At 71.4% G+C, this 14,892-nt stretch carries 17 protein-coding genes; all 17 read left to right on the top strand.

Features of this window, described 5'->3' with window-relative positions:
- Positions 1-4 precede the first annotated feature (4 nt).
- The 17 genes from ffh to dprA all read left to right on the top strand — a co-directional run bounded on the left by ffh (position 5) and on the right by dprA (position 14,867).
- The gene (gene ffh / locus AC0HI0_RS27095; RefSeq protein WP_480926318.1) at positions 5-1,552 is read left to right on the top strand and encodes a signal recognition particle protein; all 1,548 of its coding nucleotides are present in this window, start codon (positions 5-7) and stop codon (positions 1,550-1,552) included.
- Positions 1,549-2,625, top strand: a complete 1,077-nt coding sequence (locus AC0HI0_RS27090) for an amidohydrolase family protein (RefSeq protein ID WP_480926317.1) — start codon at positions 1,549-1,551, stop codon at positions 2,623-2,625. The genes ffh and AC0HI0_RS27090 overlap by 4 nt, the downstream gene beginning before the upstream one ends.
- Positions 2,626-2,720: 95 nt before the next feature.
- Positions 2,721-3,431 (top strand): CPBP family intramembrane glutamic endopeptidase, encoded by a 711-nt coding sequence (locus tag AC0HI0_RS27085; RefSeq protein ID WP_480926316.1) that lies wholly within the window; start codon positions 2,721-2,723, stop codon positions 3,429-3,431.
- A 14-nt stretch (positions 3,432-3,445) separates the two neighbouring features.
- Positions 3,446-4,222, top strand: a complete 777-nt coding sequence (locus AC0HI0_RS27080; RefSeq protein WP_480926315.1) for a CPBP family intramembrane glutamic endopeptidase — start codon at positions 3,446-3,448, stop codon at positions 4,220-4,222.
- 16 nt (positions 4,223-4,238) lie between these two features.
- Positions 4,239-5,003 carry a LamB/YcsF family protein gene (locus AC0HI0_RS27075; RefSeq protein WP_480926314.1) on the top strand — a complete coding sequence of 255 codons (765 nt, stop codon included), beginning with the start codon at positions 4,239-4,241 and terminating at the stop codon, positions 5,001-5,003.
- A 151-nt stretch (positions 5,004-5,154) separates the two neighbouring features.
- A complete protein-coding gene (rpsP, locus tag AC0HI0_RS27070) occupies positions 5,155-5,583 on the top strand; it encodes a 30S ribosomal protein S16 (RefSeq protein WP_480926313.1) in 429 nt (142 codons plus the stop codon).
- Positions 5,580-5,819 (top strand): RNA-binding protein, encoded by a 240-nt coding sequence (locus tag AC0HI0_RS27065; RefSeq protein ID WP_015104447.1) that lies wholly within the window; start codon positions 5,580-5,582, stop codon positions 5,817-5,819. Before rpsP ends, AC0HI0_RS27065 begins: the two co-directional genes overlap by 4 nt.
- A gap of 8 nt (positions 5,820-5,827) precedes the next feature.
- The gene (rimM, locus tag AC0HI0_RS27060; protein WP_480926312.1) at positions 5,828-6,346 is read left to right on the top strand and encodes a ribosome maturation factor RimM; all 519 of its coding nucleotides are present in this window, start codon (positions 5,828-5,830) and stop codon (positions 6,344-6,346) included.
- The gene (gene trmD / locus AC0HI0_RS27055; protein ID WP_480926311.1) at positions 6,336-7,076 is read left to right on the top strand and encodes a tRNA (guanosine(37)-N1)-methyltransferase TrmD; all 741 of its coding nucleotides are present in this window, start codon (positions 6,336-6,338) and stop codon (positions 7,074-7,076) included. Before rimM ends, trmD begins: the two co-directional genes overlap by 11 nt.
- Before the next feature lie 188 nt (positions 7,077-7,264).
- On the top strand, positions 7,265-7,624 hold the full coding sequence (gene rplS / locus AC0HI0_RS27050; protein ID WP_015104444.1) for a 50S ribosomal protein L19: 360 nt from the start codon (positions 7,265-7,267) through the stop codon (positions 7,622-7,624).
- 34 nt (positions 7,625-7,658) lie between these two features.
- A complete protein-coding gene (gene lepB, locus AC0HI0_RS27045) occupies positions 7,659-8,573 on the top strand; it encodes a signal peptidase I (RefSeq protein WP_480926310.1) in 915 nt (304 codons plus the stop codon).
- Positions 8,574-8,577: 4 nt separating this feature from the next.
- Positions 8,578-9,483, top strand: a complete 906-nt coding sequence (lepB, locus tag AC0HI0_RS27040) for a signal peptidase I (protein WP_480926309.1) — start codon at positions 8,578-8,580, stop codon at positions 9,481-9,483.
- 9 nt (positions 9,484-9,492) lie between these two features.
- On the top strand, positions 9,493-10,287 hold the full coding sequence (locus AC0HI0_RS27035) for a ribonuclease HII (RefSeq protein ID WP_480926308.1): 795 nt from the start codon (positions 9,493-9,495) through the stop codon (positions 10,285-10,287).
- Positions 10,287-10,610, top strand: coding sequence for a DUF2469 domain-containing protein (locus tag AC0HI0_RS27030; RefSeq protein WP_015104440.1), 324 nt, complete (start codon positions 10,287-10,289; stop codon positions 10,608-10,610). The genes AC0HI0_RS27035 and AC0HI0_RS27030 overlap by 1 nt, the downstream gene beginning before the upstream one ends.
- Before the next feature lie 204 nt (positions 10,611-10,814).
- Complete coding sequence (locus AC0HI0_RS27025; RefSeq protein ID WP_480926307.1) at positions 10,815-11,171, top strand: YraN family protein; 357 nt, start codon at positions 10,815-10,817, stop codon at positions 11,169-11,171.
- Position 11,172: 1 nt separating this feature from the next.
- Positions 11,173-12,690: a YifB family Mg chelatase-like AAA ATPase gene (locus AC0HI0_RS27020; protein WP_480926306.1), complete on the top strand. Its 1,518-nt coding sequence runs from the start codon at positions 11,173-11,175 to the stop codon at positions 12,688-12,690.
- Between the two features lie 1,031 nt (positions 12,691-13,721).
- On the top strand, positions 13,722-14,867 hold the full coding sequence (gene dprA / locus AC0HI0_RS27015) for a DNA-processing protein DprA (protein ID WP_480926305.1): 1,146 nt from the start codon (positions 13,722-13,724) through the stop codon (positions 14,865-14,867).
- Positions 14,868-14,892 lie beyond the last annotated feature (25 nt).

Below are 14,892 nucleotides of genomic sequence, written 5' to 3'. Positions count from 1 at the left end.
CATCGTGTTCAACACCCTTTCCGACCGGCTCACCTCGGTCCTGCAGAACCTGCGGGGCAAGGGTCGGCTGTCCGAGGCCGACATCGACGCCACCGCGCGCGAGATCCGGGTGGCGCTGCTGGAGGCCGACGTCGCGCTGCCCGTCGTCCGGACGTTCATCGCCTCGATCAAGGAACGCGCCAAGGGTTCCGAGGTCTCGCAGGCCCTCAACCCGGCCCAGCAGGTCGTCAAGATCGTCAACGAGGAGCTCGTCGGCATCCTCGGCGGCGAGACGCGGCGGCTGAACCTGGCCAAGAACCCGCCCACGGTGATCATGCTGGCGGGCCTCCAGGGTGCCGGCAAGACGACGCTCGCGGGCAAGCTCGCTAAGTGGCTGCGCGGCCAGGGGCACACGCCGATGCTGGTCGCGTGCGACCTCCAGCGCCCCAACGCGGTCACCCAGCTCCAGGTCGTCGGTGAGCGGGCCGGTGTGCCGGTGTTCGCCCCCGAGCCCGGCAACGGCGTGGGCGACCCGGTGGACGTGGCCCGTCGCGGCATCGAGGAGGCCAAGCGGGCGCAGCACGACGTGGTCCTGGTCGACACCGCCGGCCGGCTCGGCGTCGACGAGGAGATGATGCGCCAGGCGATCGACATCCGCGCCGCCGTGCAGCCCGACGAGGTGCTGTTCGTGGTCGACGCGATGATCGGTCAGGACGCCGTGAACACGGCGACCGCGTTCCGCGACGGCGTCGGCTTCACCGGTGTCGTGCTGACCAAGCTCGACGGCGACGCGCGCGGTGGTGCGGCGCTGTCCGTGCGCGAGGTGACCGGCCAGCCGATCCTGTTCGCGTCCAACGGCGAGAAGCTGGAGGACTTCGACGTCTTCCACCCCGACCGGATGGCGTCGCGGATCCTGGGCATGGGCGACATGCTCACCCTGATCGAGCAGGCGGAGCAGGCGTTCGACGCGGACCAGGCCGAGGCCGCCGCGGTGAAGATGGGGTCCGGCCAGCTGACGCTGGAGGACTTCCTGGAGCAGATGCTCACCCTGCGCAAGATGGGCCCGATCGCGAACCTGCTGGGCATGCTGCCCGGCGCGGGCCAGATGAAGGACCAGCTCGCGAACCTCGACGAGAAGCACCTGGACCGCGTGCAGGCGATCATCCGAGGCATGACGCCCGCCGAGCGGGACGACCCGAAGATCATCAACGCGTCGCGCCGGCTGCGCATCGCCAACGGGTCCGGCGTCCGGGTCAGCGAGGTGAACGACCTGGTCAACCGCTTCTTCGACGCCCGCAAGATGATGTCGCAGATGGCCGGCCGGTTCGGTCTGCCGGGTGCCCGCACCAACAACCGCAAGGGCAAGGGCAAGAAGGGGAAGAAGGGCAAGGGGCGCGGCCCGACGCCGCCGAAGATCCGCGGCGGCTTCCCCGGCATGATGCCGGGCGGGATGCCCCCCGGGATGCCGCCGGGCATGCCGGGCGGGATGCCCGAGCTGCCGCCGGGCGTCGGCGGGCTGGACCAGCTCCCGGCCGGGTTCGACCCGTCGAAGCTGAAGTTCCCGAAGAAGTGAGCGGGCTGCACCTGCGCGGTGTCGTCCTGCCCGACGGCGGCGAGCCGCGCGACCTCTGGGTGGTCAACGGCCGGATCCGCACGCAGCCCGTGCCGGGTGCGCGGACCGTGGTGGACGGCGGCTACCTGGTGCCCGGCCTGGTCGACGCGCACTGCCACGTCGGCCTGGGCTCGAAGGGCCCGGTCGACCTGCCGGAGGCGGTCGAGCAGGCGCTGCTCAACCGCGCGACGGGCACGCTGCTCATCCGCGACTGCGGTTCGCCGCTGGACACCCGGCCCTTGCAGGAACGCCTCGACCTGCCCCGGATCATCCGCGCGGGCCGGCACATCGCGCGGCCCCGCCGCTACATCCGGTACCTGGGCGTCGAGATCGAGGACGAGCAGGACCTGCCCACCGCCGTGGCGGAGCAGGTCGCGCAGGGCGACGGCTGGGTGAAGCTGGTCGGCGACTGGATCGACCGGGCGACCGGCGACCTGGCCCCGCTGTGGTCCGACGACGTGCTGGCCCGGGCGATCAAGGTGGCGCACGAGGGCGGCGCCCGGGTCACCGCGCACGTGTTCGGCGAGGACGCGCTGCCCGGCCTGCTCGCGGCGGGCATCGACTGCGTCGAGCACGGCACCGGCCTGACCGACGACACCATCGCGACGATGGCCTCGGCCGGCACGGCTTTGGTGCCCACCCTGATCAACATCGAGAACTTTCCGGAGATCGCCACGTCCGGGGCGGAAAAATTTCCGGCGTACGCGGCCCACATGCGTGATCTTTACGCGCGCAACAAGGCGACCATCGCGTCCGCCGTCGAGGCCGGGGTCCCGGTCTTCGCGGGCACCGACGCGGGCGGCGGCATCAGGCACGGCCGGATCGTGGACGAGATCCAGGCGCTGCACGGCGTCGGGCTCTCCCGGCACGACGCGCTGGCCGCCGCGTCCTGGTCCGCGCGCGAGTGGCTGGGCTTCCCGTCCCTGGTGGAGGGTGCCGCGGCGGACGTCGTGGTGTACCGGGAGGACCCCCGCGAGGATCTCGCGGCGCTGCGCCACCCGGCCCTGGTGATGCTGCGCGGTCGGATCCACTGAGGCGCGGCCCCTCTCGTTCGGTCGCGCGTCCGACAGAGTGATCTTGGGCCGCCCTGGGCAGTGCGGGTCCGGGCCGTGCCGCTACGTTCGGTCGAGTGGAGGAACAGCGGGACACCGGGCGGGCGCATTGGGGCTTCCTCGGCTTCTTCGTGGGCTTGGCCGGGTACCACCTGTCCACGCTGGTGTTCACGGCGGTCACCGCCGACCGGTTCGCCGAGGTCGATATCACCGACCCGCCCGTGCTCGGGCCGTTGCTGCTGCTGCTCTTCCTGCCGAACGTCCTGCTGGGACTGGGCCCCGTGGTCTTCTCGTGGTGGCGCGGCAACGGCCCTGACCGGGACTTCGGCCTGCTGCCGAGGGGCCACGACATCAAGGTCGGCCTGCTGTGCGGCGGTGCGTCGCTGCTCGTCGCGTGGGTGCTGGGCGTGCTGCTGCTGAACATCTACCGCGACGCGGACTCGTCGCTCGACAAGATGGAGTCGCTGTCCGGCGGTCGATCCGTGTGGCTGGCGCTGGCCGCGCTGTTCGTGTTCGTCGGTGCCCCGCTCACGGAGGAACTGCTCACCCGTGGTGCGTTGTGGAACGCGTTGGAGCACTACAAGGTCCCGAAAATCGCCATCCTCGGCCTTACGGCGCTGATCTTCGCGTTCCTGCACGAGGAGTCGTGGCGGACGATCAGCCTGTTCGCGCAAGGGCTCGCCATCGGCGCGGCCCGGATGATCACCGGCCGTGTCTCGGCGAGCGTCGTCGCGCACGCCGCCAACAACCTGCTGCCCGCCGTCTACCTGTACGTAGGCGCCTCCTGATTAGGGTGTTTGTTGTGAACCCACCGGATGAACCCCCGACAAGCCTCATCGCCGGAGTCCGTGCGGTAGGCCGTGAACCGTCCCCCGAGCGGGCCGGGCAGCGCTGGGGTTTCGGCGCGTTCCTGCTCGTCGAGGCGGTTTTCATCCTGTCGGCCGTGTTCATCACGGCGATCGCGTCCACGAACGGCACGGACCCGTTCGACTCGGTGGCGTTCATCCTGATCGGCTCGATGGTGCCCACGGTGCTGGCCGCCGCGCTGGCCGTCGTGATCACCCGGGTCCGGGGCAACGGCCCGCTGGTCGACCTGCGGCTGTCCTGGAACTGGGCGGACGTCAAGATCGGGCTCAAGCTGGGCCTGCTGGGCATGGTGCTGACCTACCTGGCCGCGGTGATCTGGTCGCGGATCGTCGGCACCGACAACGCCACGTCGGCGATCGGCGAACTGGTGGACGGCGCGGCGCTCCCGCTGGGCGCGGCCATCGCGATGTTCCTCTACGTGTGCTTCCTCGGCCCGATCTGCGAGGAGTTGATCTACCGGGGTCTGCTGTGGGGCGCGATCGAGCGCCAGGGCTGGAGCCAGTGGGCGGCGTTCGTGCTGACCACGCTGATCTTCGCGGCCAGTCACCTGGAGCCGTTGCGCACGTCGCTGCTGATCGTGGTCGCCCTGCCGATCGGCATCGCCCGGTTGATCACCCGTCGGCTCACGGCGAGCGTGGTGGCGCACGTGATCAACAACTTCCTGCCGGGCCTTACGCTGCTGCTCGTCTCGTTGGGCGTGATGCCGGGATGAGGGGAGTGGTGGCGGGGTGACCGGGGTGGTCGATCTCAACAGCGATCTTGGCGAGGGGTTCGGGATCTGGCGGCTGGGCGACGATGACGCGCTGCTCGACGTCGTGACCAGCGCGAACGTCGCGTGCGGGTTCCACGCGGGCGATCCTTCGACCATGCGTCGGGTGTGTGCGCGGGCCGCCGAGCGGGGGGTGGCCGTGGGCGCGCAGGTGTCGTACCGCGACCTCGCCGGGTTCGGTCGGCGGTTCATCGACGTCGACCCGGCAGAGCTGGCCGACGAAGTGCTCTACCAAATCGGTGCTCTGGACGCGTGTGCGCGTGCTGCGGGCACGAAGGTGTCTTACGTGAAGCCGCACGGCGCGCTGTACAACGCGACCGTGCACCACGACAGGCAGGCCGAGGCCGTCGTGAACGGCGTGAAGGCGTTCGGTGGTTTGCCGGTGCTCGGACTTCCCGGTTCGCGCCTGCTGCATTACGCATCACGCGCGGGATTGCGCGCGGTGCGTGAGGCGTTCGCCGACCGTGCCTACACGCCGGAGGGCACATTGGTGCCGCGCACGCAGCCCGGTGCTGTGCTCACCGACACACAAGCCGTCCTCGAACAGGTTCTGCGGCTGGCGGAACGAGGTGAACTCGTCGCCATTTCGGGTGAGACCATCGCCACCGAGGTGGACTCCATCTGCCTGCACGGGGACACTCCGGGTGCCGTAGAGCACGCCCGATCCGTGCGGAGAGCGCTGACCGGCGCAGGCGTGGCCGTGGGCCGATTCGTGGTCGAGTAGACCCGTCTGGCAGAATGGCCTGTTGTTCGCCGCGGTCGGTCCCTCTCACCGTGCCATGGCGCCCAGACCTTTGGGCTTTCCCGCTCGTGCCCCACGCGGGCGAGGAGTGCCCGCACCTGAGCAAACGAGAGCCTGAGGAGTACCCACACCCGTGGCCGTCAAGATCAAGCTTCAGCGGCTTGGCAAGATCCGTCAGCCGTACTACCGCATCGTCGTCGCCGACGCGCGCACCCGCCGCAACGGCAAGGCCATCGAGACGATCGGCAAGTACCACCCGAAGGAAGAGCCGTCGTTCATCGCGGTGGACTCCGACCGGGCGCAGTACTGGCTGGGCGTCGGCGCGCAGCCGACCGAGTCCGTGCAGCGGATCCTGGAGATCACCGGTGACTGGCAGAAGTTCAAGGGCCTGCCGGGCACCGAGGGCACGCTGAAGGTCAAGGAGCCGAAGACGAGCAAGGCGGAGCTGTTCGCCGCCGCGCTCGCCGCCGCCGGCGACGCGCCGTCGACCGAGGCCACCACGCCGAAGAAGAAGGCCGCCAAGAAGACCGAAGAGGCCGAGGCCCCGAAGGACGAGGCGTGAGCTTGTTGGCTGACGCCCTCGAACACCTCGTTCGGGGCATCGTCGACCACCCGGACGACGTCCGGGTGAACCTGGTCACGACCCGGCGCGGTCGCACCCTTGAGGTCCACGTCCACCCGGACGACCTCGGCAAGGTGATCGGCCGCAGCGGTCGTACCGCGACGGCCCTGCGCACCGTCATGGCCGGGATCGGCGGTCGTGGCGTGCGCGTCGACGTGGTCGACACCGACCGCTGAGCGCGCGCATGGACGTCGTCGTCGGCCGTGTGGCCAAGGCGCACGGGATCACCGGCGAACTCGCCGTGGACGTGCGCACCGACTCGCCCGAACTGCGGTTCGCGCGCGGTTCGGCGCTGGGCGCGAAGCTGCGCGACGGCACGTCCCGCACCCTCACCGTCGCAGCCGCCCGGAACCACTCCGGGCGGCTGTTGGTGCGTTTCGACGAGGTCCTGACCAGGGACGTCGCCGAGACGTTGCGCGGGACGCTGCTGTTCGCGAGCACCGAGGACCTGCCGCCGACCGGTGATCCGGACGAGTTCTACGACCACGAACTCGAAGGACTGCGGGCCGAACTGCTCGACGGCACCGGGATCGGCGAGGTGCGCGAGGTCGTGCACGGCCCGGGTGGCGAACTGCTGGTGGTCGACCGCGCGGAAGGCGGGGAGCTGCTGGTGCCGTTCGTGCGCCAGATCGTGCCCACCGTCGACGTGCGCGGTGGACGTGTGGTGCTCGACCCGCCCGAGGGCCTGCTCGATGCGGATTGACGTCGTCACGATCTTCCCGGAGTACCTGGAGCCGCTGCGCGCCGCGCTGCTCGGCAAGGCCATCGACAAGGGCCTGATCAGCGTCGGCGTGCACGACTTGCGCACGTGGACGCACGACGTGCACAAGGCCGTGGACGACAGCCCTTACGGCGGTGGTCCCGGCATGGTGATGAAGCCCCAGGTCTGGGGCGCGGCGCTGGACGAGGTGTGCGCGGGCGACCCGCCGCCGAGACTGGTCGTGCCGACGCCCGCCGGGCGGCCGTTCACCCAGGAGTTGGCCCACGAGTACGCGGCCGAGTCGCGGCTGGTGTTCGCGTGCGGCCGGTACGAGGGCATCGACCAGCGGGTGGTGGACGACGCGGCCCGCCGGATGCGCGTGGACGAGGTCTCCATCGGGGACTACGTGCTGGTCGGCGGCGAGGTCGCGGTGCTGGTCGTGGTGGAGGCCGTGGTCCGGCTGCTGCCCGGCGTGCTGGGCAACCCGGCGTCGGCCGCGCAGGACTCGTTCTCCGACGGCCTGCTGGAGGGCCCCTCGTACACCCGGCCCGAGGTGTGGCGCGAGCTGGCGGTGCCGGACGTGCTGCGCTCGGGCAACCACAAGGCGATCGACCGCTGGCGGCGCGACCAGGCGCTGCGCCGCACGTGGGAGCGCCGGCCCGAACTGCTCGACGCCCTGCCCGAGGGCGCGCTGGACAAGCACGACCGGAAGCTGCTGGACGAGCTGCGGTAACCCCCGATTTCGTCGGGACCCGCCTCGTCTGGCACACTGGACAGGTTGCTGCACCCGGTCAGCCGGGGTGCGCCGCAAAGCCCGCCCCCACGCGGATGTGTGAAACCTTGGCAAGGCCATGAGCGACCTTGGCAAGTACGCGCCTCGGGGGAGTACGCATTACACGTGAGGACGAGGACGGACCACCGATGAACACCCTGGACGCTCTTGACGCCCAGTCGCTGCGCTCCGACATCCCGAGCTTCCGGCCGGGCGACACGCTGAAGGTCCACGTCCGCGTCATCGAGGGCTCCCGCGAGCGGGTCCAGGTGTTCCAGGGCGTCGTGATCCGCCGCCAGAACGGCGGGATCCGCGAGACCTTCACCGTCCGCAAGGTCTCGTTCGGCGTCGGCGTCGAGCGCACCTTCCCGGTGCACTCCCCGAACATCTCCGAGATCGAGGTCGCCACCCGCGGCGACGTGCGCCGCGCGAAGCTCTACTACCTGCGCGACCTGCGCGGCAAGGCCGCCAAGATCAAGGAGAAGCGGGACGCCAAGCCGGCCTCCTGACGCCCGGTTCACGTCCGACCAGTAGCCTGCCCACGTGGCAGAACCCGTGCACAGCTCCGCTGACGAAGACGGTCGGGAACCCGATGCCGAGTCCACTCCGGACTCGGCATCGGACGGTAAGGGCAAGAAAAAGAAGAAGGCCCCGCTGTGGCGTGAGATCCTGGTGCTCCTCGGCACGGCGCTGGTGCTCACCGTCCTGATCCAGACGTTCATCGCGCGCGTGTACGTGATCCCGTCGGCGTCGATGGAGCAGACGCTGCACGGCTGCACGTCCCCCTGCTTCGGTGACCGCGTCCTGGTGGACAAGCTCACCTACGACTTCTCCGACATCGAGCCGGGCGACGTCGTCGTCTTCCGCGGGCCGCCCGCGTGGACCGCGAACGACTTCCAGTCCTCCCGCTCGGAGAACCCCGTCGTGCGGGTCTTCCAGTCCGGCCTGTCGCTGATCGGCCTCGCGCCGCCGGACGAGCGCGATTTCGTCAAGCGCGTGATCGCCGTGGGCGGCCAGACCGTGGAGTGCTGCGACGAGCAGCACCGCGTCAAGGTCGACGGCAAGCCGCTGGACGAGCCTTACGTCTACTGGCAGCCCGGCACCGGCCCGGAAAGCCAGGACCCGTTCGAGCCCGTGAAGGTTCCCGAGGGACACCTTTGGGTGATGGGTGACAACCGGACCAACTCGTGCGACTCCCGTTGTCAGGGTTCCGGCGGGGTCAACGGGGCCGTTCCGGAGTCCGAGGTGATCGGAAAAGCGCGCGCGATCGTGCTGCCGCCGGCTCGCTGGAGCGGCATCGGCGACCACAACCCGCAGGTAGTGGCCATGGGCGCGCCCGCGTGGCAGTCCGGCATCCCGGCCGGCATCGGGCTGGCCGCCGCGTGGCCGGTGCTGTTCTTCGGCCGCAGGCTCCGGGGCCGGCTGACCAGGGCCTCACACACCGGATCGGTACGCTGACAGCGTGGTAGACGTCGCACCTTCCCGCGGTTCGTCCGACGAGGACCCCGAGCGCTCCTCCGACGAGGAGAAGATCGAGGAGTTCCGGAAGCGGTCGCAGAAGAAAAAGCGGAAAGGCTCGTTCTGGCGTGAACTGCCGATCCTCCTGGTGGTCGCGGTAGGGCTCGCGTTCCTGATCCAGACATTCCTGGCACGGGTCTACATGATCCCGTCCGAGTCGATGGAGCAGACGCTGCACGGCTGCACCTCGCCGTGCTTCGGCGACCGGGTGCTGGTCGACAAGCTCACCTACGACTTCACCGACCCCTCGCCGGGCGACGTCATCGTCTTCCACGGGCCGGACACCTGGATCAACAACGACTTCGCGCCCGCGGAGCCGGCGAACCCGGTGGTCGGGTTCTTCCAGGGGCTGGGCTCGCTGATCGGGATCCCGACGGCGAGCAAGGAGGACTTCGTCAAGCGGATCATCGCGGTCGGCGGGCAGACCGTGAAGTGCTGCGACGAGAAGAACCGGTTCCTGGTCGACGGCAAGCCGCTGGACGAGCCGTACGTCTACTGGGAGCCGGGGCGCGGCAGCTTCCAGGACTCCTACGACGAGTTGAAGATCCCGGACGGGTACCTGTTCGTGATGGGCGACAACCGCAACGACTCGTGCGACTCGCGGTGCCAGGGCGACCGCCGGCTGGGCGGGCTGGTGCCGGTGGACAAGGTGGTCGGCAAGGCGCGGTTGATCGTGCTGCCGCCGAGCCGCTGGGGCGGCGTGACCGACCAGAACCCGCAGGCCGTGGCGCTGGGCGCGCCGGTCTGGCAGGACGTCGTGCCGGCCGGGGTGGGGTTCGCCGCGGCGTGGCCCGTGCTGCTGGTCGGCAGGCGGGTGAGGGGCCGGATCCGGCGTTCGCGGCTGGGATAGGGTCGGCTGGTGATCCGCAAGCCGCCTCGGGCGCAGGTCCGGCAGACCGCGGGCATCTGGGCGTTCCAGGCCGCGCTCGACCGGCGCGGCCTCGGCCCGGTGGCCGGGGTGGACGAGGCCGGTCGCGGTGCCTGCGCGGGTCCGCTGGTCGTGGCGTCCTGCGTGCTCAAGCCCGGTGACGCGGCCCGGTTCGAGGGCCTGACCGACTCCAAGCTGCTCACCGCCAACGCGCGGGACCGGATCTTCGACGTGGTGGTCAAGCGCGCGGTCGACTACGCGGTGGTGGTGATCCCGGCCTGGGAGGTCGACCTGATCGGTGTGCACGTGGCGAACATCGAGGGGATGCGGCGGGCGGTCGCACAGCTGTCCGCGCACCCCGGCTACGTGCTCACCGACGGATTCCCGGTGCCGGGGCTGACCGCGCCGAACATGCCGGTGGTCAAGGGCGACCGGGTGGCGGCGTGCGTCGCGGCCGCGTCCGTGCTGGCCAAGGTCACCAGGGACCGGATCATGGCCGAGCTGCACGGGGATCTGCCGAGCTACGGGTTCGACGTGCACAAGGGCTACAGCACCGCCGAGCACACCGCCGCCCTGCTGGAACACGGGCCGAGCGCGGAGCACCGCTGGTCGTATGCGAATGTGGCTTCGGCAGGGGCCCGACACGGGTTGACCGCGCCGCACCGAGTGGCGCGTGACGTGCTTTCCGCCACCGTGGTCCAGAATGGAACATCGCCGCGGACCAGCGGTGGCAGGCTCGCGACGAGGAGGGGCGCGGATTCGATGAGCACCCGCGCGGAGGCGTAATGAGTGCAGAGGATCTCGAAAAGTACGAGACCGAGATGGAGTTGTCGCTGTACAAGGAGTACCGCGACATCGTCAGCCAGTTCTCGTTCGTCGTGGAGACCGAGCGGCGGTTCTACCTGGCCAACTCGGTGGACGTGCAGGTCCGCAACGCGGACGGCGAGGTCTACTTCGAGGTGCGGATGTCCGACGCGTGGGTCTGGGACATGTACCGGCCCGCCCGGTTCGTGAAGAACGTCCGGGTCATCACGTTCAAGGACGTCAACGTCGAAGAGCTGGACAAGCCCGACCTGCGGCTCCCCGAGGACGGCCCGTTCAACTCCTGATCGTGCGAAGTCGTCAGGGGCTCACCCACCCGGGTGAGCCCCTTTTCGGCTTTCTGGACCGTTTTCGCAGGTAGGGGCCGGTTGTGGAGGGTTGTCCACAGGCCCTGGAATCCGTCCACAGATCTCCGGTTCACCCTGGCCGCGCAAGATCCGCTTCGGCACAGTCGATCTCGACACGACGACTGAGCCGAACGGAGCAACACCATGCCGGACACCCGGGAGCTGGGCCGCCTCGGCGAGCACGTGGCCTGCCACTACCTGCGGCAGCGGGAGCGCCTGGAACTGCTCGCCCGCAACTGGCGGTGCCCCGAGGGCGAGCTGGACATCGTCGCCACCGACCGCGAGCGGCTGGTGGTGTGCGAGGTGAAGTGCCGGTCGGGGCCCGGCCGGGGCAGCCCGCTGGAGGCCGTCACCCCGACCAAGCTCGACCGCGTCCGGGGGCTGGGCCTGCGCTGGCGTGACGCGCACGGCCTGCGCGGCCTCGCCGTCCGCTGCGACCTGGTGGGCATCCTGTGGCCGAGGTCCGGCCCCATCCGCCTGCACCACGTGCGGGGAGCTTGAGATGGCTCTCGCGAGCGCCTGGTGCGTCGCCCTGTTCGGCGTGGACGGCGTCCCGGTGGAGATCGAGGCCGACGTGGGCGCGGGCTCGGTCCGCACCCAGCTGCTGGGCCTGCCGGACGCCGCCCTGCACGAGTCCAAGGACCGGGTGAAGGCGGCGGTCCGCAACAGCGCCCACGAGTGGCCCACCCAGCGGGTGACGCTGGGCCTGTCCCCGGCGACCCTGCCGAAGGGCGGTTCGGGCTACGACCTGGCCCTGGCGTGCGTCGTGCTGGCCGCGTCCCAGGCCGTCCCCGGCGAGCGCCTGCACGGCACCGTGCTGCTGGGGGAGCTGGCGCTGGACGGCCGCGTGCGCACCGTCCGCGGCGTGCTGCCGGCGCTGCTGGCCGCCCGCCGGGCCGGTCTGACGAGGGCGATCGTGCCGACCGCCGCCCTGCCCGAGGCCGCGCTGGTGGAGGGCCTGGCCGTGCGCGGCGCGACGACCCTGGCCGACGTGATCGACTGGCTGAAGGGCTCGGACGACGCCCTGACGCCCGCCGGCACCGGGCGGGAGCCCCCGCCGGCGCCGCCCGGCAAGGACCTGGCCGACGTGGTCGGCCAGCCCGAGGCCCGCTGGGCGCTGGAGGTCGCGGCGGCCGGAGGGCACCACGTGCTGCTGACCGGCCCGCCCGGCACCGGCAAGACGATGCTGGCCGAGCGCCTGGTCAGCCTGCTGCCGCCGCTGTCCGCCGAGGAGGCCATCGGCGTGACCGCGATCCACTCGATAGCGGGGCTGCTCACCCCGGAGACCCCATTGGTGGCGACGCCGCCGTTCGTCTCGCTGCACCCGTCGACGTCGACCGCGGCACTGGTGGGCGGCGGTTCGGGCCTGGCGAAGCCGGGCGCGGTGAGCCGGGCGCATCGCGGCGTGCTGTTCATCGACGAGGCGTGCGAGTTCGGCGCGCGCAGCCTCGACGCGCTGCGGACGTGCCTGGAGGACGGCGAGGTCCGCATCGCCCGCCGCGACGGGATAGCCCGGTACCCGGCCCGCTTCCAGCTGGTGCTCGCCGCCAACGCGTGCCCGTGCGCCCCGCCGAAGGACGTCGACTGCATCTGCCTGCCGGCGGCCAAGCGCCGGTACCGGAGCAAGCTCTCCGGTCCCCTGCTGGACCGGGTGGACCTCCGGGTGACCATGCGCCCGTTGACCGTGATGCTCGGCCCCGAGGTGTCGGTCCCGGAGTCGACCGCCGTGGTCCGCCGGCGGGTGCACCTGGCCCGTGCGAGGGCCAAGTCCCGCTGGGCACCCCACGGCTGGCGGACCAACGCGGAAGTCCCCGGCCCGGCCCTGCGCAAGGAATTCCGCCTCCCGGCGACCGCGACCACCCTGCTGGACCGGGCACTGGCCATCGGTGCCCTCACCGGTCGCGGCGCGGACCGCTGCCTCCGCGTCGCGTGGACGTTGGCCGACCTCGCCGAAACCGACGAACCCACCGCGGACCACGTGGCCGCGGCCCTGGAATTCCGCGAAAGGAGAAGGCCATGACCCCACCCCCGAAACTCTCCCGCCTGACACCGAGGAAATCGCCCACCCCGACACCACCGCCGGGCCCCACGACCACAAAACCCACCCTCCGCCGCCTGGCGAGCCCGAAAGACCTCAACCGCTGGATCCTCGGCTGGCCCGGAAAGGTCCTCCGAATCCGACCCACCCACCCGGAAGAAGGCGCCCGCAAGGTGCCCGACCCACCCACCGGAGGCACCCCGTGACCGAATTCCCCACCCCGGAACCGACCGACACCCCCGCCGATCCCGACCTCACCGCGACCGCACCCGACCTTCCCCGGTCCCTGGCGGCGATCCCCGGCCCGGCGGCTTCCGAGAACGAAGATCCTCCGATCGCACTGGGAACCCCGCTACCGCTGGTCGTGGACCAGCTGTTCCTCGCCGAACCCGCGACCCCGGCCGCTTCTCCCGCTCCCGCCGCACCGTCCAGCGACACCGCACCGCCCACCCAGTGGCCGGCGGTGGCGGGCTCCCTCGCCCGCAACGCCCGAGCGGAACGCGAAGCCGCGCCTCCACCTGCCGCGCCCCGTCCTGCCGCGCCTCCACCTGCCGCGCCCCGCGCACGAAACCCCGAGCCGAAGTCGGGCTGCGCCTACGAGGACCTCCGCGCGGCGGCGTCTGGGCGGAGCCGGTCCTGTCCCGTCGAAGAAGCACCGGCGACCACACCGCTCCAGTCCTGCGGCGCGCCGGGCTCATGCAGCGGCCGGTCGGTCCCGTCCGGTGGAACGCGCGCGCCCTCCTCGGAGGCCCGCGCTTCCTCCGAGGTCGGTGCGGCCTGTGGACGTCCGCGACGCAGGTCGTGCGCTTCACCCGACTTCGGGTCCGACCGCTTCGCCCCTTTCCGGCGGGGCAGGGCCTGGCTGGGCGAGCTGATCAACCAGGTCTGGCCGGCGCACCTCCGGTCGCGATGCGGTGGCTGGGCGGACCGGTGTCGGGGGGCGCGTCGCTGCCCGCGTCAGGCAGACCGGCCGTGGCGGACGACCTGCGGTCTCGCGCAGGCAGGGGTGTGGCGTGATTGACGACGTGCGGCTGGCGCGCGCCTACCTGTCGCGCGTCGCCGAACCGCCGGCCGGGGCGTTGGCCGCGTTCGTCGCCGCCGTCGGGCCGGTGCGGGCGGCGGCGTTGGTCCGGCGTGGCCAGGTCCCCGGTGCCGTGGACAGCCAGACCTCCGCGCGCCGGGCCGAGGACAGGGCCGCCGCCGACCTGGCGGCGGTGGCGGAGCTGGGCGGGCGGCTGGTCGTGCCCGAGGACGCGGAGTGGCCCACGTGGCCGTTCAACGCCCTCGACCTGGCCGCGGCCCAGGGGCTGCGCTGCGGGCTGGCTCCGCTGGCGCTCTGGGTGCGCGGCGAGGCGGAGCTGTCCACCCTGACCGAGCGGGCCGTCGCGGTGGTGGGCAGCCGGTCCTCCACCGGGTACGGGCAGCACGTCGCGGCGGAGTTCGGGCACGGGCTGGCCGAGTCCGGCGTGACGGTGGTGTCCGGGGCCGCCTACGGCATCGACGGCGCGGCGCACCGGGGTGCGCTGGCGGCCGGCGGGCCGACGATCGCCGTGCTCGCGTGCGGGGTCGACATCGCCTACCCGCGCGGCCACCAGGGGCTGCTGGACCGCATCCCGCACCACGGGCTGGTGGTCTCCGAGTACCCGCCCGGCCTCCAGCCCGCCCGGCACCGCTTCCTGACCCGGAACCGGCTGATCGCGGCGTTCGGCGAGGGGACCGTGGTCGTGGAGGCGGGGCGGCGCAGCGGTGCGAAGAACACCGCGGCGTCCACGTCCGCGCTCGGGCGGGTGCTGATGGCGGTGCCGGGGCCGATCACGTCCAGCAGTTCGGCGGGCTGCCACGACCTGCTGCGGTCCGGGCAGGCGCTGGCGGTGAGCAGCGTCGCCGAGATCATCGAGTCGACCGGGCGGCTCGGGGTCGACCTGGTCGAGGCCACGCGGAACACCGAAGTCGGTCTTCCGCAGGGCGAGGCGCTGCGAGTGTTCGAGGCGTTGCCGCTGGATTCCGCGACCAGCGCGGAGGCCGTGGCGGTGGAGTCCGGGGTCGAGCTGGCGAGGGTCCGGGCGTTGCTCCCGGAACTGGAGCTGGTCGATCTGGCGGTCCGGGTCGACACTGGATGGAAGCGCTCTCATGAGGGGATCTCGCGTGGCGATACTTGACCAAGAGCGTTCTGAGGCGCAGCGT

The organism is Saccharothrix sp. NBAS 001 (assembly GCF_056640475.1).
Note: the sequence above shows the minus strand (reverse complement) of the source record. Positions and strands in the feature narration are given on the sequence as shown.

What these genes read in the sequence shown, in the direction of transcription:
- rimM (WP_480926312.1), top strand. Translation starts at nt 5,828, where the DNA reads ATGGACGTCGTCGTCGGCCGTGTGGCCAAGGCGCACGGGATCACCGGC.
- trmD (WP_480926311.1), top strand. Translation starts at nt 6,336, where the DNA reads ATGCGGATTGACGTCGTCACGATCTTCCCGGAGTACCTGGAGCCGCTG.
- rplS (WP_015104444.1), top strand. Translation starts at nt 7,265, where the DNA reads ATGAACACCCTGGACGCTCTTGACGCCCAGTCGCTGCGCTCCGACATC.
- AC0HI0_RS27030 (WP_015104440.1), top strand. Translation starts at nt 10,287, where the DNA reads ATGAGTGCAGAGGATCTCGAAAAGTACGAGACCGAGATGGAGTTGTCG.
- AC0HI0_RS27025 (WP_480926307.1), top strand. Translation starts at nt 10,815, where the DNA reads ATGCCGGACACCCGGGAGCTGGGCCGCCTCGGCGAGCACGTGGCCTGC.
- AC0HI0_RS27020 (WP_480926306.1), top strand. Translation starts at nt 11,173, where the DNA reads ATGGCTCTCGCGAGCGCCTGGTGCGTCGCCCTGTTCGGCGTGGACGGC.